The organism is Pasteuria penetrans, assembly GCF_900538055.1.
In the GTDB taxonomy this organism is placed as follows: domain Bacteria; phylum Bacillota; class Bacilli; order Thermoactinomycetales; family Thermoactinomycetaceae; genus Pasteuria; species Pasteuria penetrans.
The window spans coordinates 41,039-61,138 of sequence record NZ_UZAC03000001.1; the positions used below are offsets into that span (position 1 = coordinate 41,039).

Annotated in this window: 18 protein-coding genes; 5 read left to right on the forward strand and 13 right to left on the reverse strand. The window is 45.5% G+C overall.

The features are described 5' to 3' along the window. Window positions 1-57: 57 nt before the first annotated feature. Window positions 58-207 carry a hypothetical protein gene (locus tag PPRES148_RS10195; RefSeq protein ID WP_187820252.1) on the forward strand — a complete coding sequence of 50 codons (150 nt, stop codon included), beginning with the start codon at window positions 58-60 and terminating at the stop codon, window positions 205-207. Here the strand turns inward: PPRES148_RS10195 and PPRES148_RS00195 are convergent. Both PPRES148_RS00195 and PPRES148_RS00200 read right to left on the reverse strand, forming a co-directional pair. Beyond that, a complete protein-coding gene (locus tag PPRES148_RS00195; protein ID WP_149452685.1) occupies window positions 204-422 on the reverse strand; it encodes a hypothetical protein in 219 nt (72 codons plus the stop codon). The two genes, PPRES148_RS10195 and PPRES148_RS00195, sit on opposite strands and share 4 nt — an antisense overlap. 2 nt (window positions 423-424) lie before the next feature. Continuing rightward, complete coding sequence (locus PPRES148_RS00200) at window positions 425-1,663, reverse strand: IS256 family transposase (protein ID WP_187820253.1); 1,239 nt, start codon at window positions 1,661-1,663, stop codon at window positions 425-427. A 341-nt stretch (window positions 1,664-2,004) separates the two neighbouring features. Here PPRES148_RS00200 and PPRES148_RS00205 point away from each other — a divergent pair, with 341 nt between their 5' ends. Beyond that, window positions 2,005-2,799: a hypothetical protein gene (locus PPRES148_RS00205; RefSeq protein WP_149452687.1), complete on the forward strand. Its 795-nt coding sequence runs from the start codon at window positions 2,005-2,007 to the stop codon at window positions 2,797-2,799. A gap of 854 nt (window positions 2,800-3,653) precedes the next feature. Here PPRES148_RS00205 and PPRES148_RS00210 read toward each other — a convergent pair. The 5 genes from PPRES148_RS00210 to ltrA form a co-directional block, all read right to left on the reverse strand. Then, the gene (locus tag PPRES148_RS00210; protein WP_149452688.1) at window positions 3,654-4,097 is read right to left on the reverse strand and encodes a hypothetical protein; all 444 of its coding nucleotides are present in this window, start codon (window positions 4,095-4,097) and stop codon (window positions 3,654-3,656) included. After that, complete coding sequence (locus PPRES148_RS00215) at window positions 4,075-4,794, reverse strand: hypothetical protein (RefSeq protein ID WP_149452689.1); 720 nt, start codon at window positions 4,792-4,794, stop codon at window positions 4,075-4,077. Before PPRES148_RS00215 ends, PPRES148_RS00210 begins: the two co-directional genes overlap by 23 nt. A gap of 1,028 nt (window positions 4,795-5,822) precedes the next feature. Further along, the gene (locus tag PPRES148_RS00220; RefSeq protein ID WP_149452690.1) at window positions 5,823-6,563 is read right to left on the reverse strand and encodes a hypothetical protein; all 741 of its coding nucleotides are present in this window, start codon (window positions 6,561-6,563) and stop codon (window positions 5,823-5,825) included. Window positions 6,564-6,586: 23 nt separating this feature from the next. Further along, window positions 6,587-6,760, reverse strand: coding sequence for a hypothetical protein (locus tag PPRES148_RS10205; RefSeq protein WP_187820258.1), 174 nt, complete (start codon window positions 6,758-6,760; stop codon window positions 6,587-6,589). Between the two features lie 181 nt (window positions 6,761-6,941). Beyond that, window positions 6,942-7,892 (reverse strand): group II intron reverse transcriptase/maturase, encoded by a 951-nt coding sequence (ltrA, locus tag PPRES148_RS00225; protein ID WP_187820259.1) that lies wholly within the window; start codon window positions 7,890-7,892, stop codon window positions 6,942-6,944. A 266-nt stretch (window positions 7,893-8,158) separates the two neighbouring features. Here ltrA and PPRES148_RS00230 point away from each other — a divergent pair, with 266 nt between their 5' ends. Together PPRES148_RS00230 and PPRES148_RS00235 are read left to right on the forward strand one after the other, a co-directional pair. Further along, the gene (locus tag PPRES148_RS00230) at window positions 8,159-9,520 is read left to right on the forward strand and encodes a hypothetical protein (protein WP_149452692.1); all 1,362 of its coding nucleotides are present in this window, start codon (window positions 8,159-8,161) and stop codon (window positions 9,518-9,520) included. A gap of 107 nt (window positions 9,521-9,627) precedes the next feature. Then, on the forward strand, window positions 9,628-9,933 hold the full coding sequence (locus PPRES148_RS00235; RefSeq protein ID WP_149452693.1) for a hypothetical protein: 306 nt from the start codon (window positions 9,628-9,630) through the stop codon (window positions 9,931-9,933). A gap of 321 nt (window positions 9,934-10,254) precedes the next feature. Here the strand turns inward: PPRES148_RS00235 and guaA are convergent, their stop codons facing one another. The 5 genes from guaA to PPRES148_RS00260 form a co-directional block, all read right to left on the reverse strand. Further along, window positions 10,255-11,796, reverse strand: a complete 1,542-nt coding sequence (guaA, locus tag PPRES148_RS00240) for a glutamine-hydrolyzing GMP synthase (protein ID WP_149454156.1) — start codon at window positions 11,794-11,796, stop codon at window positions 10,255-10,257. 54 nt (window positions 11,797-11,850) lie between these two features. Further along, entirely contained in the window at window positions 11,851-12,714 is an 864-nt protein-coding gene (locus PPRES148_RS00245; protein WP_149452694.1) for a cation diffusion facilitator family transporter, read from the reverse strand. Window positions 12,715-12,988: 274 nt separating this feature from the next. Continuing rightward, on the reverse strand, window positions 12,989-13,897 hold the full coding sequence (locus PPRES148_RS00250) for a hypothetical protein (RefSeq protein WP_149452695.1): 909 nt from the start codon (window positions 13,895-13,897) through the stop codon (window positions 12,989-12,991). Window positions 13,898-14,147: 250 nt separating this feature from the next. Continuing rightward, window positions 14,148-15,821, reverse strand: coding sequence for a chaperonin GroEL (groL, locus tag PPRES148_RS00255; RefSeq protein ID WP_149452696.1), 1,674 nt, complete (start codon window positions 15,819-15,821; stop codon window positions 14,148-14,150). 104 nt (window positions 15,822-15,925) lie between these two features. Further along, window positions 15,926-16,219 (reverse strand): co-chaperone GroES, encoded by a 294-nt coding sequence (locus PPRES148_RS00260; protein WP_149452697.1) that lies wholly within the window; start codon window positions 16,217-16,219, stop codon window positions 15,926-15,928. Between the two features lie 1,164 nt (window positions 16,220-17,383). Between PPRES148_RS00260 and PPRES148_RS00265 the strand changes: the two genes are divergently transcribed. Beyond that, window positions 17,384-17,581, forward strand: coding sequence for a hypothetical protein (locus PPRES148_RS00265; protein WP_149452698.1), 198 nt, complete (start codon window positions 17,384-17,386; stop codon window positions 17,579-17,581). Here PPRES148_RS00265 and PPRES148_RS00270 read toward each other — a convergent pair. Further along, window positions 17,578-19,653, reverse strand: coding sequence for an IS256 family transposase (locus tag PPRES148_RS00270; RefSeq protein WP_149452699.1), 2,076 nt, complete (start codon window positions 19,651-19,653; stop codon window positions 17,578-17,580). The two genes, PPRES148_RS00265 and PPRES148_RS00270, sit on opposite strands and share 4 nt — an antisense overlap. Between the last annotated feature and the right edge of the window lie 447 nt (window positions 19,654-20,100).

The following is a 20,100-nucleotide window of genomic DNA, read 5'->3' on the forward strand; positions in this document are numbered from 1 at the left end:
AATTCAGAAAATAATGGGCTGGACAGGCCGTTGCGAGATTTAGGGGTATAATGGATATTGAGATGGGCGGCGGATACCCAGTCTGATGCTGGAAGGAAGGAATATGGTACCTCCGTTCCGTGGAAGAACTCGTCGGATGGAGGGAGTTTCCCGGGGAAAAACCGTCGTGGCGCCTTAGACGGATTTTCCCCGAAAGGTGCTAGCTAGAAATCAAGGGTATGGACATCGTCCATACAACCCTGCCCTTGTTCCGTGCATAAGAGGGGATGAAAGTCATAAGCCGTGGTGGGGAGAGGTTCTCCGTTCGAAATTTCGGACTCGTAGTCAGCAGGGATCGAAAGAAGATCCTCGACAGGCAATGGGTTGGGGTTTTCTTTTTGTTTCCCCACCCAATAGAAAGCGGTAAGCATCAATTCCTTCATCGCTACCTCAAGACCAACGAATCCACCTTTTTTGCTATTCGTTCTCTGTAGTTCGTGGACAGTATATAGGGCAGAAGTATGGGGTTTTGGGTTATGGATGCCGCTTGTAAGCTCAGGGAGATTTTTTTAGGACTGAGCCTTTCCCATGCTTCGCACGTCGCCTTATTTCCAAACCGATACTTCCCTGCACACTCAGACCACCGTTCTAGTGCCTGTCCCATATCCCCAGACCGTAAGACGTAAGAAGCGTCCTTAGCCATTTCCTTCTTCATACTTTTAGGAGCTGCATTCATGATGTTACGAATCGCGTGAACGTAACATCGTTGGTGAACCGTATGGTGAGGAAAATGCTTGCGTACAACTAAGGGAAAAGCCCTATGCCCATCTGTGGTAACGATACGTATATCGTTGACATTCAGGCCCCGTTCCTTTAGTTTCCCTATATGCTGATCATAGGATTCCACATTCTCATCAGGCGAGGGGGTGATCCCTATTATATCCCGCCTCCCCTCTGCCGTGATACCCGTGCTGACTGCGATCGCCTTCGAAACATAACGACCCTCCTCCCGAATGGGAACAAAGAGGGTATCCATACCTATGGCTGTATATACTGTCGTGCTAAGATCCCTTTCGAAATATTGTATAGCATCGTTGTAATAGGGTTGCAGCCACTGTGAAAGCGTTTCCGGGGGCGTCCGAAGGTTGAATCCTTCCTCCAGTAGTTTACTACTATTTCGCAAGGAGAGGCCCGGAAGATAAAGACGATAAATGAAATCTTTGAGGGTATTCTTTGCACTCTGATAACGTGGTAACAAGTACGGTGAAAATTCCCATCTTGTCCTAGGAACCTCTAGATCTAGTTCCCCAAACAGTGTGCTATATCCGCGATGATAGACCCCATTCCCCTCATCCTGGGGATATTTCAGACAATGGAGGGTTCGATCTACACGCATGCGTAAGTTGCATAGGTCCTCGACAACGGGTTTCCAAGTCTTTGGGTCGGTTAGAGGGTCTATCTCTGGGATCCATGCGTTTTTTAACAATCCAATCAGCGCCTGCACCAAAATACTACCACCGTCGTGATGGAACATAAGGCTAGTAACGTCATTCAGGAGAAGGGAATTCTTCGTTTTTTCCTTGTGATTCGATGGGCAACACAATAATAGCAGTTTCTCAATCAGATGCCCAGATTCTAACTGAAAATTTGTACTATTTAGTTTTATAGGGAAAAAGCCCCTCATTCGCTTACGCCAACTACGAGATCGAGGAAAGTAACATTCTTGACATATAAACTCATATTGCATATATAAATAAACAACCAATATTAATAAAAATATCATTATATAATAAAATATTATATAAACTTTATTTAAATAAAAATATATATACCTTTCGTTAGCCACCCTCAGTTATGGAAAATGTGAAAAATCCCTCTCGAGGTATCCCCCCGATCCGATCACTATACTCATTATTGTAAAATATATTTAATATAATAAATTTTTAACTATTACCCTATACATACGGTTACTCCTTTGTTATAATTTGAAAAAATATATCTATAAAAACAAGGGAGTCGGTACAGATGTCCTATTCCATAGATTATATAAGTAATTTTCCAGATATTCATGAGAAATTAGGAAGAAAAAAGAGAAGAGAACAGGTGAGAAAAAAGAAACCCAATCTTTCAGAACAGCCTTGGGAGGATCATGAGGTCATAGGGGCGGAGGAAAAAATCCGACTACTTATGTTGCAGACATTAGCTACCACGGTCTATGGTCTCCCAAATGGGGAAAAGTCAATCCGTACCCGTGTGATCGATCACCGTGTGTCGATATTGTGCTGCTGCGTTATGGCTATTTGGAATTTACAAAGCGAAAGGGAATTAATAAATGTTATAAATGGAAATAAAATGGTAAGGGATATTATAGGAATTACGAAAGGGTTTAGTCGATCATTATATAATAAAAACATTAAAAAATGCATTGTAAAAAACGGAAAAACAATAACTTTTAACCTGTTAGAACTTCTTAGTGAAGAAGATCAAAAGGTTATATTGTCGGAAATAAAGGAAAAATATCTTTTCTTGGATCAAGTGATTGTGTCGACAAACAGACAGGCGAGAGATACTGCCACCCTTCGGAATTATAAAGGCTTCCACAGGGGAATAGGAGTAACCGTGGTGGCAACCATGGATGGAAGGATACCGTTGGTATTGGCCATGGGCCCTGCAAATTTAGGTGAGGTTGAAGCATCCAGGCTACTGATCCCCGAGATATCAACCTTAGGATGTAGGGGCCTGGTAGCGGACAGTGCTTACGACGTACATGACCTGTTCGAATTATGTAAGCAACACGATCTGAAATTACTAGCTGGATAGAACAAGCGAAGAGCCAAAACACCGGACTCCATCGCTAGTCCACTGCGAAAGGAGAATTTTTATCGACTGCAAACAGAGGGATGTAAGAAGTTAATGAAAAAACGTTCATCAGGGGAACACTGTTTCACGATTCTAAAGCATACAATGGGTCTAGATAAACATAGACCAACGTCATACAATCAGGCATTCATGTTAATTATTTCATATATGTCGACTATATGCTTTGATGGTATGATTCAGAATAAGAATAACACAAATATAAGAAAGGCTCCGGGTAAACGGTTGTACCAGCGGATTTCCTGAAGAGGGGAATCGATCTATAATTTAAAATTTTCAAAAAAATATTATGATATCCAGCTCGCACTAGGATGGAAATATTTTACATAATATGACAATATTTTACATAATAAGGGAGAAAAACCCTGGGATAAACTGGATGATCCCACCGAGCATCAATTTCCAATTATATGGAAGATTATACCAAGGAAGTACCCAGATTTTAGATTGTTATGTTAATATTAATAAAATACATGTATATTTTATTTCTATAAATATTATTACACAATATCGATATCAATAAAACGGATTTTGGGGTAGTAATACTTATAGATGTAAATGGGAGGGGGTTGTTCGCCCCCCTCATGACAATGTTTTGGCCCAATGGGCTAGAAAGAAGTATAAGAAGCTCGGCAGCATGCGGAAGGCTCGTAGGTGGATCCAGTATATACGAGGAAAGTACGGGGACCTGTTCGCGCACTGGGACACATTAGACGCTCTAAGATGGGACAATAAGAGCCACATAATGCGAGAGTAGTACGTGTGGTTCTGTGAGAGGGTTGGCTGAGATGCCAGCCCTACTCGACATTATGGCATTCACAACTGCGACGATAGCCGGCCCCCACAAGAATACCCCACCAACCACGAACGAGGAATCCAATTAAGGCGCCAAATGTAATGCCCAGGAATAATGCCACCTTGCTACCACTGGATATGGGAAATCGGTCTAGCCAATCCGTTTCTGATTCATCTCCACCCATAGGTAGTAGGGATGTAATCGTTCCGGACGATCCCCCCTGCTCAGATTCAGCCGTAACCTGGATGTAGACAAGGGATGTGAGAGAGAGGGCCAGTACGAAGGCAGGGGGTGCCATTCTGAGTAGTATCCTACTCAACATAAAGAATAACCACAACCTTTCTTGAATAGAACGTTCCTTTTTCAAGGATCCCAGTTCGGAGAGATACACCGATAACCCCCTTACCGAAACAGACCAAAAATCATGCCCCAAAAAGCATGTCACGAACAAAGCAACCTACTATGCCTATGACCATACCCATGACGGCCCCCACAAGAGCGCCTATAAGAATACCCCCACGACCGCCATGTTTATCAATGCAGCCGGCCAAAGATACAGAGCCAATTGTAGCAACTGACAACAACAACATGTATTTACAATAATCAGATATGGGGAATTGATTTGGCCACAGTATACCAAAAACGAAGTATTCCAACACGATACCCACAACTACCGCAATGGCAGATCCCATAAGAATACCCCTCATATTGCGACCAAAGGACAAAACACCTGCCATAGCACCAAGCATAGTACCCTGTAACAATCCGTCCCTGTACCTATCGGATATAAAAAACCAATCTGGACACAATGTATCAATAATCAAGCATCTTATTATGGCGCTCACAACTACGCCGATAGCGGCTCCCACAAGGATACCCCACCAACCACGAACCAAAAATCCAATGGGGGCGCCAAATATAATGCCTATGAATAATGCCTTCTTGCAACGACTGGATATGGAAAATTGGTCTAGCCAATCCGTTTCTGATTCATCCCCACCCATAGATAGTAGGGATATAATCGTCTCGGACGATCCTCCCTGCTCAGGTTCAGCTGTAACCTGGATGTCGACAAGGGATGTGAGAGAGAGGACCAGTACGAAGGCAAGGGGTGTCATTCTGAGGAGTATCCTGCTCAACATAAGGAATAACCACAACCTTTCTTGAAATGAGAGGGAGAAAAGTAACTAATGCCCCGTAGGGGAATGATAGTGGAAACCAACTGGGACCGGATTTTCAAAAAATTGAGGGTGAAAATCCCAAGGCAGATTCCGGCACTAGCTTCCTGTCAGTGTAATCAAATGCCTGCGAAATTGAGTTAAGCATTTATCGAAACAACGAGTAGAACCATCATTTCAGGTGAGTCCTTCGCAGATACGGACTTGGGCACTCTTACGGGTAAGCCCCGACCTCACGGCTTTAAGACCCTCTTAGAAACATACGTGACACTATCAATGTCGTACGACTTCCTACGACTTCCTCCTTCCAAGTCTATTCCTCTTAGCAGGTCCAACGAACAAACAGTTTCAGAAAAAGAAATTTGATAGCCATGATGAATGTGTAAGACCTGTGACCAACTTTCGGTGAATCTCTTGAGTTTATCTTCGCCCAGTCTATCAGACAACGATCAATGACCCATCCAAATGCATTTATGAGTTCAAATGAACATTGATCTGTCCTATGATGTATCTTCAGCCGCTTGATCTTCTGCACCATTTTCCTTGTGGCTTTGCCGCTGACTACAGAACCAAATCTCATCAACGGTTCACCTGTTTTTGAATTTATAGCCTCCAGAGGCTTGAAAATGAGGCCCAGGAAAGGTAAAAGGTACACTGATATAGTCCCTTATCATCTTGAGATTTCTAACCACACAGTAAAATATTATAGTACCCTTTGGGTGTGGAATCAGTCCGCATTCAGCTATTCTCCCCCTTAAAACCTCAAGTAATGAGTTGGGCTTGTGATCCACCTTACGCAGTGAAAGATCGCATCGTCAGCCTACCCGGGGAAAAGGTATGTCTAGGGATAATACTTCCTCATCAACAATAGGCCTCCAGAGAGGCCTATCGAGAAGGGGGCTTTTAACACCCAAATGACATCATATTTTTGAATTTAAAAAAATATCGCTAAGTATTTTTTAAGGATGAACACAACTATCCCCTTTATCCCTTTACGCTTTTAAGTATAAGCAAGCGCCACCCTGCAAAACAAAGATCCAGGCACCCCCAGGGACGAGAGCTCTGCCAGCAGCGCGAAGTGCTGCTTTATAGGCTAACTTTTTCCAGGTCCTCTTATCAAGATAAGCAGCCCCCGATCGTCCGGCAGTACCCAGTAATCCCACTATGGCACAATCCCCCACGTCCCCCCAATCCAGGCCCCTCTTAGCCCGGCTTGAGCATTTATCCACTCCACCTTTGAAGTTTGGAGGAGAAAGTAGCCCGTCAATTGCGGAAACCAGGGCACCTACTTTTTGCTCGCTTTCCTTGTCCACAATCGCATACCCTATAAAGTAGGCAGACAGAGGGGAATCCTTCAAACCATTCCGTATTTCTTCGGGGGTATCTGTTGTTGGAACCAGTTTGAACAATCGGGCACTTTGAATATCCGCTTTCATACCTTTTTCGTTCAACTTTTCTGATAATTGTTCATTGGGTGGTTGTTTCATGTGTTTTATTATAGGTTCGGATACATCACGGGAAAGTTCTTGTTCCGTTATCTCAATCGTCCCTAATCCTGATTCAGGGTCTATCCATTCAGGGGGTAGCATATCATGCATTGAGTTTTCTGATAAGGTAAGTTGCCCCCCACCGGGGGATGCTTGAACTAAGTTGGCTGTTGAAATCAAGGGGGTAGTGCTAAACAAGGAAACGACAGATACGATCGCAAGCTTTTTCATGGGGTGCGTTTTCAAAAAAACATCTCCAATCTATATGTTCAGTGATTTTCGATCATTCGAACAGATTCCCTCATCAATATCGCATTGACATCCACAATATAGGGCAATAAAGGATACCATCCTAGCCGCCAGTGATCCGGCGAAGGGAGGAGATTCGTTACACCTTGCGATCCATGTGACCGCCATGTCCCTTCTGAATCTGACCTAAGCACCTGTGAACAACCACCCCCCTATAATTATATTTAAAAATAAATTACATTCAGAATAACAAGGGGACCACAATCGAAATTTCTAATTATTTTCCTTCGCTTCTATAAATAATATAATTACATAAAATAATATAATTACATAATTAATATTAATATTTTAACTTTAAAAATGTATATTGAGAAGTTAATTCAAATTAGCTTCAGATTTAAACATGGGATTGGACATTTCCGCCACCTCATGCAATTCCATGTCTGGCCTCACGTGTTTTCTTATTTCCTTCCCCCGTTTCGCTATCTTCTTCCTCGATTTTCGGCTGATGGCTGGATTGTATCCCAGAAACCTTCTTCTCCCCACGCGGGTTACGGCCTGACGCGGGCAAAACGTGAACCCCAGGAAGTCAAAGGATGTTCCTTTGTGCTTCCCCGTCTTCCAGCCGTCCTTGCAGTAGAAGATTTTGGTTTTTCTCGGATGCAGCTCCAAACCACACTGAGCCATTCTCTGTTGCAATTCTTTCAGAAGATTTTCAGCTTGGGCTTGATTTTCACAATGAAGGATCACGTCATCCACATATCTTTCAAACTCAATATCTGGATGATGTTCCTGCAACCATCGATCTAGGGCATAGTGCAGGAACAAATTGGCCAGTAGGGGACTTATTACACCCCCTTGTGGTGTGCCCTTAGTCCTTTCTTCGATAGTTCCATCGGGTAGTTGCACCGGGGCTTTTAGCCATCTCTCACAATAACGGAGCATTCTTTTATCAATGCCACAATGCTCCAATGCTCTGATGAGCAGGTCATGCGGTATATTGTCAAAGAATCCCTTTATGTCAAGATCAATCCCCCAGGCATATTTCCAGCAGCGTCTCCTATTCTTATCTACCGCCTCCAAGGCAGATTTCCCCGGGCGACATCCGTAAGAATCGGAAACAAAGCGTGGTTCCAGAAGGGGTTCGAGTCGGTTCCTAACTACCGTCTGGGCTATCCTATCTCCTATTGTGGGTATTCCGAGAGGTCTCTTCCCACCGTCTGGCTTCGGGATTTCCACCCTTCGGACCTTGGGCGGGAAATAAGACCCGGTGCTACCGCGGAAAAGAACGATTCGACAAGTACTGCCCAGGACATTGGTTTCCAAAATTTGGTTCCCTCCCCGATCTATAATAAAATTTAATAAATATAGTAGGATTATTTGATTGTACCTACCCTTTCACACAATACCTTTTAGGAAAAAAGCACAGCACGATATTTCGTAATAAACAGTTTATTTAGATTATTATGTATTAATCCATGATCATTAAATCTTGTTGGTTAAAACATGGCAAGAGACAATAGAAAAGCCATCGGTCCTTGTTGTATAATCTTCCTTACCCAGGAAAAAAATATAAGGAGATGAGAGGATCGATGGCTTCCCAACATTGTAACACAATACCCAATAACTATGAAACAGAGGAAACGGAAGCTTCCTTGCAGAGTCGTATATTATCCATGGTGGGTCACCATCAACCTACTGATTTAGAATTCATTCATATCCTACTTGGCCTGTTTTTCACCAAATATGCATCCTCATACATGGAGAGATACGGTGATTACCACAATACCAAAGGGAGACCATGCAAATATATACTTATACCATTGATTTTAGACATAATTAAGGAGATCTTACGATGCAGCGACCGTATGCTGTTCAATCAAATCCCACGCGAAGGCCCTCTCTTTGAGGCATTGGGTGGTACAAAAGGTAAACCACTCATGGGCGAAAGAACACTATATGAGAGTCGAAATCGCCTCAATATCTATGAGGAAACTACAGACTATAAGGTGAAGGAACAAGTCTACTCCGACTTCACCCAATTTATGATGGGGATCGTGGGTATGGACCCCAGTTTTTATCGGATGGATTCAACCCTTATCGACGGCTGTATCAGAAAACTGAGCCGCAATATGTTGATTTTCTTGGTGATCAGGATTGTGGTCCGTACGATGGCCCAACTTGCCCTTCCCCTTCCTTCCGAATGGGAAATCTTCTTGCAACCCGATTGTAGGATGGCCGATGTGAACGGAGCTCAGGCCCGTTCTTATAGATCCTTCCTCCTCCTCCCAGCGGATCACCACCCAACGGATAAGATGAAACAGAGAGCAACGCTACTAGAGATTTGCCTGGCTCTCAAAGACTTTGGAAACCCATATAAGAAGTTCCAATCCACCCCAGCTCATATACTGTTGCAAAGGGTGACAGGGGAGCAAACCGAGGAGGTTGAACAGGAAGGGCAAAAGAAACTCATGGTACGTTCTACTTTGCCATCAGGCAGTCTGCAAAGTCCCTTCGATCCAGACGCCCAAGGTCGTGTCAAGGGTAAGCAATTATGTAGAGGGTATGTTTGTAACCTTGTCGAGGCTCGTGATGAGGAGAAGGAATTGAGTATGATCACCCATGTGAATACCCAAGGGGCACTTCATTCCGATAAGGATTTTGGGGTCCACTATAGATCCAACCATGCACCAGAGGACGACAAGACCCTGTATTTCGATGGGGGATACAACTGCCATGAGGTAAGGGAGGCGGCTAAGGAACGTACGATCGATATACACCCAACCGATAGGATGGGAAGAAAGGAGAATCCCAGTAAAAAAAGGGTAAGTGGGTTCAAGAGGGGAAAGAATGGAAGGATCGATCGGTGCCCTGGTGGCAAAACCCCCGACTCCTCCACGTACCAACCCGGGGAGAAGGGCAAGGGGGAATGGTTGTCCTTCGTAGGCAGATAGGGAAAGGAAATCCCCTAAAAAAGAAAAGCCGTCGTGGAGAAGAGGTTTGAAAAAACTGCTAAGACCCTTTCTGGACCACCTCCCCACAACAGGAAAAAGGTAGGAATATGAGAATCATGGCTCTATCTACTTCGAACAAGATACTTCATATGCTTGTGAGACCTGATCCAAGTGAGATACAATCCCTTCTCCCCGTTTTCAACCCATTACCTGACTTTATCGAGGACAACAACAAAAACACAGTTGGCGACAAGGCCTGCGACAGTATGGCACACCGAACAGAATTCAATACAATGGGGAGGTTTCTTTATGCAGAGAACCCGATCCACAGCAAAAGATTCACGAAGGTGTTAGACTACACGATAGAATTAATAAAATTACAAAAACTATATGAAAACATAGATAAGGACTAGGATCTTCCTACCCCTTATCTATTGAAATCCGTAAACCTTACCTATTTTGTAGAAAAAACGTTGTATTTAGGATGGAACCCCCGTTACTCATTCATGTAAAAAATATAAAAATAGTTATTCCTATATTACCATAAATACAATAGGACGGATCATTTATATACACAATGTTATATCCTTATTAAACATAAAAAATAGACCAAATATTAAAAATAATGGTCTATTCACAAACGATCATTAGGATACCGTCTATCTATGAGCCACTACCGTCCCCCCAACTCATTAGGGGAAATTGAAATGATCACCCTATTCCAACGATATAGATCATTCCCACTCAATAGTTCCGGGTGGTTTAGAGGTAATATCATATACAACGCGGTTGATCCCATCAATTTCATTATTGATCCGGGTAGATATCCTCCCAAGCAAATCATAGGGAAGATGCGCCCAATCGGCTGTCATTCCATCTTCTGAAACCACAGCCCGCAAAACTACTGTTTGACCATAGGTACGACTATCCCCCTTGACACCCACCGTTCTTACATCCAAGAGAGCTGCAAACCACTGAAACAGGGTCGCAGACAGACCTGAATGCAGAATTTCTTCCCTTAGAATCACGTCAGCCTGACGTAGGAGGGTTAATTTCTGCTCCGTAACCTCCCCCAAAATCCGAATAGCCAACCCCGGTCCTGGGAAGGGTTGCCTTCTTGTCATAGCCTTAGGTATGCCCAACACATCACCCAAAACGCGTACCTCATCCTTAAACAAACTCCGCAAGGGCTCCAACAACCTCAGCTGCATATTCCTAGGCAAACCACCCACGTTATGATGGGATTTGATACTAGCAGCCCCGTTCACTGCCCCGGACTCGATGACGTCCGTATATAAGGTCCCCTGTGCAAGGAAATCACAGGCATGCTCTCCCTTATCGATAAAATCTTCAAAGACCTGCACAAACGCCATACCGATTCTCTTCCGTTTCTCCTCGGGATCGGTAACCCCGTGCAAAACCTGCAAAAAAAGATCCTTGGCATCGATCACCCGGACCTGAATCTGGACCTGTCGCAAATTTTCCACTACCTCTACTACCTCATCCTGCCTCAGAAGTCCATGATCCACCAAGACACAGACCAACTGATCCCCCACAGCCCGCCTCACCAGGGTAGCAGTAACCGTCGAATCCACCCCCCCGCTCAGTGCACAAAGGACTCTGTTCCCACCCACCTCAGTGCGAATAGATGCCAGGGTATCGTCAATCCAATTCCCTACCTGCCAATCGGCACGGCATTGACAAATGTCCATCGCAAAACGCTTTAGAATCTCCTTACCATGTTCTGTTTGACGCACCTCGGGATGAAACTGGAGCGCATACCATTTCCGCTCCTCACAGCTCATAGCAGCAACGGGGACATCCGCTGTAGACCCGTCCACCCGAAAACCTTCTGGGACCTCACAAACAGCATCTGCATGGCTCATCCAAACCGTTTGCGGTGACGGAAAACCGGACAACCATCCCCCCTCCGCAACCTCCATTTGGGCAGCTCCATATTCACACTGTCTCCCACATTGGACGGGGGTTCCGGCATAATGGGCCATCAACTGGTTCCCATAACAAATTCCCAAAATGGGCACACCCAACTCGAACCAGGATTCCTCACAACGGGGGGCATCCTCATCCGTAGCACGGTGGGGACCGCCCGAAAGAATCACACCACGGATGAAAGGACGCTTCACCGGATCAACATGCGCGTAACAAGGCAAAAGTTCACTATAAACCCCCAGTTCCCTCATTCTTCGCACAATCAGTTGACTATACTGCCCTCCAAAATTGAGTACGACAATGATTTCGTTCGATAGGTACTCCAACAATCTATCCCTCTCTCCTTTTGAAAAACCCTTTTCACCTGAAATATACCATGTCTACCACTCGGGTTCCACATGTACATGCACATATTCTATCATTTCGTACCCTAACAGCGACTCCTCCACATGTTCCGTAAGCCGATGACCTTCCAATACGGACAAGTTGGGATCCACACCCACTGTAACCTCGATCCATACGGATTTACCATGCGACCGGGCACGCAACTCACGTACACACAGGATACCATCCACCCCTGCGACCCGTTGACGAATACGATGCAACTTTTCTTGATCGAAACCATCCATCAGCGAATCGATGGCAGGGGCGCCTACTATTACCGCTGTACGCGCAACCATAACAGCCACCCCTATAGCTACCAATGGATCTACCCAAGTCAGGTTTGTCGTCTGTGTGATGAAGAGACTAAAGGTAGTACCTGCACTAATGAGAGCATCCGAACGATTGTCATGAGAAATCACACGCAAAATTTCGCTATGGGTCCTACGGCTCAAATAGGTATTGACACTAGCCAACACGGTCATGAGAACTAACGACGCAGCAGAAACCGGAAGAGCCACCGCATGGGGGGGATCTGAATTCCCGCCCAAGTTCATAAGAGAAGAAACAACCACTTGGAGGGCCGCAATCGCCATAAAAGAAGCCGCTATCAGGGCCGCAATCGTCTCCGCACGCCGATGACCAAAGGAATGATGCTCATCAGCAGGGCGTTGAGCCACCCGGAAACCAATCAACATGGCCACAGATAGAAATAAATCAGAGGTGTTATTAAAACCATCGGCCAAAATCGACTCCGCATGGGCCCAAAAACCCACACCACACTTAGTCGCAGCAAAAACGATATAAAGGAAAAGATTAGCCCACAAACCCCAGCGTATCCAGGCCACACCCCTATCTGACATAGGGCTTCTACTCACCACCTACTTCTCAACCATTGCAACCCCGCCAAAACCATTCCTTCCGTTGTAACTTGTGCAAAATCTATGAACAACCCCCCCATTTCTTTCCCTCATCATAAAGGGGAAAACATGACTTAGTCTAGAGCAACGTTCTTAGGATTACCAATGAAACATGAGGGCATCAAACAATAATTCCCTAGGGCAATGGAATTGGACGCAGGAAAAACCCCTAGATCCTATAGATCCGGAGCCCTGTTCCTGAACGAAAATGATTCCGTTAATGCAAAAATTTCCCCTTGCCCATAAAATTCCCCCTATCCATACACACATTGATGGGGGATGAAAAATGTTTATGTACCTGTCGATGAATCATCATCCCCAACACAATCCCATTTTCCACTCTCCCGTTCCCATCGTAACAGTCCCGGGGGGGAAAACATTCCCACCCCGCACATCCAGTGTCATCATTCGCTCCCTGGCTTCCAAACCGACACAACACCGCATGCGGCCATAGTGGTTCCTCCCCTTGGGAAGGAACCACTGTTTCTTCAAGAGAGAAAATACTCCCTTCCTCCCCTGAAAATATGGACGTTTCGTCCTCTCCCTCCCCTTTATCCTCCAGCCGAGCGGTTGTCCCATGATCAACATCTTCCCTATCCCTGTTTTCTCCCTCCTGAACCCGAGGATTATGGTTGACATCAGTCTGTTTCAATGACCCTCTACCTACCCGATTTCCCCTCCGGGATGACCCATAATTATTGTAATATTCTGAATTATTTTTTGAACCCTCTGTCTTTCCTACCGTACCTGCCAAGATCTCCCCCTCGTTTGGGGAGAATAATGGCTCCCTACCTCCCGAGAATCTGGCAAATGAACCTGCGGATGGTGGGGAAGGTGAAACACGCTGCATTTTCGTTTCCGTCCACTGAAACGATGGCCCGCTGGTACCATCCCACAAGGAGGAAAAAACAGCAGAGCGAAGGGGTTCCAAACCCAAGACTACACCAATAAAAAAGGTGAAAACGGCTACACCGGCCACACACCAAAACTTCCAGCGGGGCAACCTATCCCCCTTGTCCAACGCAGATTTCTCCTGTGCCAATTGAATATGATAATCCAAGGGATGGTCGGTTCGAAAACCCTCTAGCCCATTCCATCTAGGGGTTGCTGTCTCTCTTCCTGTCAACGTGTTTATCCCCCTAACATCATACAACCTTAAACGATCGTAAAATCCCTTCTATACAACAACCCCCATGGTAACAAAAAGACATTGGAACAAAAAATCACCACTCCTCCCAACCCCCGGGAAACAAAAAACGTAGCAAGAACCCAATAGATAGGTATCTTACTACGTTTTCGTGAGAAAATGGTTAAAGACACACACAACTCAGGGGCTTCGTAGTCACAGGGAGGTCCGATTAAAAGGACAAACCCTACTACATCATGCCGCCCATACCACCCATACCGCCCATGCCACCCATACCACCCATACCGCCACCTGCATCAGGGGAAGGGTTGCTACCTTTATTTTCATCGGGTTTTTCGACCACAAGGGCCTCTGTGGTAAGTACCATGGCGGCTACCGAAGCAGCGTTTTGTAGTGCGGAACGCGTAACCTTGGCAGGATCCACAATACCCGCATCAATCATCTGCACCCACTCATTGGTAAGTGCATTGAAACCAACGCCCTCTTTTTGTTGTTTCATTTTCTCGACAATCACGGACCCTTCAAGACCCGCATTGGAAGAAATTTGGCGAATCGGCTCTTCTAGAGAACGACATATAATAGCCACACCAGTACGCTCATCGCTCTCAGGCATGGAGTCTAACAACTCCCCTACGGCTGGTAACACATTAACGTAGGATGTGCCACCACCTGACACGATACCCTCTTCCACAGCGGCGCGTGTCGAGTTGAGTGCATCCTCAATCCGCAGCTTTTTCTCCTTCAACTCTGTTTCCGTCGCGGCACCCACTTTGATCACCGCTACACCGCCAGCAAGTTTTGCCAAACGCTCCTGCAATTTCTCCTTGTCGAAGTCGGAGGTGGAAACCTCGATCTGCTTACGAATATCACTAATCCGTGCGCCGATATCCGACTTGTCCCCACTGCCGTCCACAATGATCGTGTCGTCTTTATTCACGCGGATCTGACGTGCTCGCCCTAGGTCCTCCAAGGAGGCCGATTTTAGATCACGACCCACTTCCTCCGATATCGTTTGCGCACCGGTGAGGATCGCGATGTCCTGCAACATCGCCTTACGGCGATCACCAAACCCAGGTGCTTTTACCGCAACTGCGGTGAAGGTACCACGTATCTTGTTGACCACCAAGGTTGCCAAGGCTTCGCCTTCCACATCCTCTGCGATGATCAGCAATTGCTTACCTTTCTGTACGACCTTCTCCAGTAATGGAAGGATTTCCTGTATGTTCCCAATCTTTTTGTCCGTAATAAGGACGTAGGGGTCATCCAGGGTTGCCTCCATTTTATCAGAATCGGTGATCATGTAAGGGGATATATAACCACGATCAAACTGCATACCCTCTACAACTTCCATCTCCGTTTGGAAACCCTTGGACTCCTCCACGGTGATGACACCATCTTTACCCACCGACTCCATGGCCTCAGCGATCAATTCACCAATCTTACCGTCACCAGAGGAAATTTCAGCCACCTGCGCTACTGACTCACGACCCTCGATCGGCTGAGAGAGTCGTTTGATTTCCGACACGCAAGCTTCCACGGCCCTCTCAATTCCCTTGCGAAGGATCATGGGATTCGCACCAGCAGCCACGTTTTTAAGACCTTCACGAATGATAGCCTGTGCCAAAACAGTAGCCGTTGTGGTACCGTCCCCAGCCACATCGTTCGTCTTTGTGGCTACCTCCTTAACCAACTGTGCCCCCGCGTTCTGTGCAGAACACTCAATCTCGATCTCCTTGGCAATGGTTACGCCATCGTTGGTGATCAGCGGGGAACCATATTTCCTTTCAAGAACACAATTACGACCCTTAGGACCCAGCGTGACCCTCACAGGGTTCGCCAGAGCATCGATACCCTCCAGTAGCGCACGCCGTGCATCTTCCCCAAAAAGTACCGTCTTTGCCATCGATGCATCTCTCCCTTCCTTGTGTGAGAAAACCATCCACATTAACTGGCCGTATCGGCTACACTACCAAGGTAACGCCAGGAACAACGTTCCTCTGTATGGGACTATTTCCCAGAAGAAACAATGGCCAAAATGTCGCTTTGTTTGAGAATTAAGTATTCTACATCACCCTGTTTGAACTCGGTACCCGCGTACTTCGAATAGATGACGCGGTCCCCTACCTTAACGTCCATGGGAATACGCTTCCCCTTGTCGTCCATACGACCTGGACCCGCGAATTCAATATCACCCTCAACAGGCTTTTCCTTTGCATTCTCGGGCAGCACAATCCCACTTGCTGTCCTGTCCTCCTGCTTGCGCGGCTTGATAATGACACGATCTTCTAACGGCCTGAACATTGCGCATCGCCTCCTAACAGGAAATTTCGCAATCCACCCACGTCATTTCGACATTCTTTCTCTGCTGTTAGCACTCATTCGCATCGAGTGCTAACGCCCAGCATCTATGATAGGCGCTACAGGAAAAAATAGCAAGCCCCCTGCCGAAAAAATTTTTCGCGGCACCACTTGCCCCGTCTACCCCTAAGGGAATTATCGAAATTTCCACACAAAAATTCCCCCATAGCTCTATGAGGGAATGCGGAACAACATCCGTACGAAGTGCATGTGCCAAGGAACCCTATAGGGAATGAAGGTGATCTCTGAGCCCTTCGGGTCCGGGTTGGTAGGTAACGGATTTCGAACCGCCCAACGCCTACTGGAATAAGGGAACCAGGGAGTGCGAACAACCCCCTTCCATTTGCAAGCACTACTCTACCCCCAAATTCTGTTTATTGATATTGATATTACATAATAATATTTATATAAACAAAATATAATGTTTCACGTAAGATAATCATAAACAAGTCCGAAACCAGGGTACTTCCTTGGTACCATCTTCGATATTCGCTTACGCTAACCACGGAACCGGAGGAGACAACATTCTTTACATAATAAGCGGAAAGGAACAATCCAAACAATTACCCGCCCAAAACATACGTTCCCGAAATTTAGTTCTCCCCCAACCTATAACCTATAATAAAATTTAATAAACATTATTTAATAGTAACCGCTCTTTCATTCAGTGCCCCCCAGGAAATAGATCAGCACGATATTTCATAATAAATTTCATATATAAACAGTTTATTTATATTATTATACATAAACTCATGGTAATTATATATTATTAGATTATTAGGTTTAAAAACATGGTTAAGAGATAATGGAGAAGCCATCTGTCCTTGCTGTATAATCTTCCTTATTATGGATAAAAATACAAGGGGACTAAAGGACGGGACCGTGCAGTTTCTTGTGGGGAATGCCCTATCTATGAATCTAGTCTCACCTTTTCGTAAAGCAATTGAGTGACATAATAACATTTTGTTATGACACTGTTCCTGTTTTGGTATCCCAGGGGTATTTATCTTATATTTATAAGGTGTTTCCTTTAATCACGAATTTATTGTAAATTCAGAAAATGACGGGCTGGACAGACCGTTGCGAGATTTAGGGGTATAATGGATATTGAGATGGGCGGCGGATACCCAGTCTGATGCTGGAAGGATTGTACCACATAGGTTACCCCCAGAACTAGGCGGTGGGATTCTTGAGAAGGAATATGGTACCTCCGTTCCGTGGAAGAACTCGTCGGATGGAGGGAGTTTCCCGGGGAAAAACCGTCGTGGCGCCTTAGACGGATTTTCCCCGAAAGGTGCTAGCTAGAAATCAAGGGTATGGACATCGTCCATACAACCCTGCCCTTGTTCCGTGTATAAGAGGGGATGAAAGTCATAAGCCGTGGTGGGGAGAGGTTCTCCGTTCGAAATTTCGGACTCGTAGTCAGCAGGGATCGAAAGAAGATCCTCGACAGGCAATGGGTTGGGGTTTTCTTTTTGTTTCCCCACCCAATAGAAAGCGGTAAGCATCAATTCCTTCATCGCTACCTCAAGACCAACGAATCCACCTTTTTTGCTATTCGTTCTCTCACGAAACAAAGCATTCAGCGATTCCGTGTAGTTCGTGGACAGTATATAGGGCAGAAGTATGGGGTTTTGGGTTATGGATGCCGCTTGTAAGCTCAGGGAGATTTTTTTAGGACTGAGCCTTTCCCATGCTTCGCACGTCGCCTTATTTCCAAACCGATACTTCCCTGCACACTCAGACCACCGTTCTAGTGCCTGTCTCATATCCCCAGACCGTAAGACGTAAGAAGCGTCCTTAGCCATTTCCTTCTTCATACTTTTAGGAGCTGCATTCATGATGTTACGAATCGCGTGAACGTAACATCGTTGGTGAACCGTATGGTGAGGAAAATGCTTGCGTACAACTAAGGGAAAAGCCCTATGCCCATCTGTGGTAACGATACGTATATCGTTGACATTCAGGCCCCGTTCCTTTAGTTTCCCTATATGCTGATCATAGGATTCAACATTCTCATCAGGCGAGGGGGTGATCCCTATTATATCCCGCCTCCCCTCCGCCGTGATACCCGTGCTGACTGCGATCGCCTTCGAAACATAACGACCCTCCTCCCGAATGGGAACAAAGAGGGTATCCATACCTATGGCTGTATATACTGTCGTGCTCAGATCCCTTTCGAAATATTGTATAGCATCGTTGTAATAAGGTTGCAACCACTGCGAAAGCGTTTCCGGGGGCGTCCGAAGGTTGAATCCTTCCTCCAATAGTTTACTAATTTTTCGCAAGGAGAGGCCCGGAAGATAAAGACGATAAACGAAATCTTTGAGGGTATTCTTTGCACTCTGATAACGTGGTAACGAGTACGGTGAAAATTCCCATCTTGTCCTAGGAACCTCTAGATCTAGTTCCCCAAACAGTGTGCTATATCCGCGATGATAGACCCCATTCCCCTCATCCTGGGGATATTTCAGACAATGGAGGGTTCGATCTACACGCATGCGTAAGTTACATAGGTCCTCGACAACGGGTTTCCAATTCTTTGGGTCGGTTAGAGGGTCTATCTCTGGGATCCATGCGTTTTTTAACAATCCAATCAGCGCCCGCACCAAAATACTACCACCGTCGTGATGGAACATGAGGCTAGTAATATCGTCCAGGGGAAGGGAATCCTTCGTCTTTTCCTTGTGGTTCGATGGACAACACAATAATAGCAGTTTCTCAATCAGATGCCTAGATTCCTCCCACTCCTTGGGACCCCATGAGGTAATTCCCTCCTTGAGATCATCGAAAAAACGTTGAGCACGTAAGAATCGATCCCGAGTTTTTGGATCGTGCAATTGATGATATCCATCCCCTTCGGATCGTGCATTCCCCGGACCTTTATCTTTTCCGTCACGCAAAGTTATGGATGGAGAATCCTCGATCAGTGGGTTGGGTTCCGTTTCTTGGGGGGCAGGGGACGGATTCGTACTATGTAATTTCCCAATCTCACCGGCTACCGCAGACCATTTTGTGTCCTTATTCCCTGCTTCCATTGCCGTTGCCTTGTTGGCTAGGGCCAGCTTCTCGTTTGCCATTGCCATTGTCTCGTTGGCTAGGGCCAGCTTCTCGTTTGCCATTGCCATTGTCTCGTTGGCTAGGGCCAGCTTCTCGTTTGCTATTGCCATTATGGTCCTATCGGTTAGAATCAGTTTCTCATCTATTAAGACATTATGGCTATGACAGAAGGGACACGTACTTTTCAGTGTTTTTCCACAATACGGGGAGTCAATGGATCGGTCGCCTATCTTCATCGAATTTCTAGCTATCCATGACTCTTCTTTTTGGATATTGATTTTTCCTGATAATGTTGTATTATGGGTGTGGATGCTCATGTTTTCCCTCCTCTGAGTTTATTGTTTGTTGATGATCAATATTCTATCAGAGGTAGGGGGCATGAGTCATCCCCTTTTTACATAATAACGCTTCATTCTTTTTCACTGCAGATCGTGCGATCGTGCCCTATTTGTTGATCAGATCGCTTTGTCCATGGTAATGGTAATGGAACCTTGTTCCATCTTATCCGTAATGTTGTCAACATTACGGATTTTTTGTTGTTTTTGTACGTACCATAAACAGGATGGATCTTACTACAACACAATGTTCGTCTTCCGCGCAAGGACCTAGTAAAAATTTTATAAAAATTCATATGAAATAAGATAAATACCCCTGGGATACCAAAACAGGAACAGTGTCATAACAAAATGTTATTATGTCACTCAATTGCTTTACGAAAAGGTGAGACTAGATTCATAGATAGGGCATTCCCCACAAGAAACTGC

Excerpts from the sequence above, each read along its gene's own strand:
- PPRES148_RS00195 (WP_149452685.1), bottom strand. The coding sequence starts at position 422 with ATGAAGGAATTGATGCTTACCGCTTTCTATTGGGTGGGGAAACAAAAA.
- PPRES148_RS00200 (WP_187820253.1), bottom strand. The coding sequence starts at position 1,663 with ATGAGGGGCTTTTTCCCTATAAAACTAAATAGTACAAATTTTCAGTTA.
- PPRES148_RS00205 (WP_149452687.1), top strand. The coding sequence starts at position 2,005 with ATGTCCTATTCCATAGATTATATAAGTAATTTTCCAGATATTCATGAG.
- PPRES148_RS00215 (WP_149452689.1), bottom strand. The coding sequence starts at position 4,794 with ATGTTGAGCAGGATACTCCTCAGAATGACACCCCTTGCCTTCGTACTG.
- PPRES148_RS00230 (WP_149452692.1), top strand. The coding sequence starts at position 8,159 with ATGGCTTCCCAACATTGTAACACAATACCCAATAACTATGAAACAGAG.
- PPRES148_RS00235 (WP_149452693.1), top strand. The coding sequence starts at position 9,628 with ATGAGAATCATGGCTCTATCTACTTCGAACAAGATACTTCATATGCTT.
- PPRES148_RS00245 (WP_149452694.1), bottom strand. The coding sequence starts at position 12,714 with ATGTCAGATAGGGGTGTGGCCTGGATACGCTGGGGTTTGTGGGCTAAT.
- groL (WP_149452696.1), bottom strand. The coding sequence starts at position 15,821 with ATGGCAAAGACGGTACTTTTTGGGGAAGATGCACGGCGTGCGCTACTG.
- PPRES148_RS00260 (WP_149452697.1), bottom strand. The coding sequence starts at position 16,219 with ATGTTCAGGCCGTTAGAAGATCGTGTCATTATCAAGCCGCGCAAGCAG.
- PPRES148_RS00270 (WP_149452699.1), bottom strand. The coding sequence starts at position 19,653 with ATGAGCATCCACACCCATAATACAACATTATCAGGAAAAATCAATATC.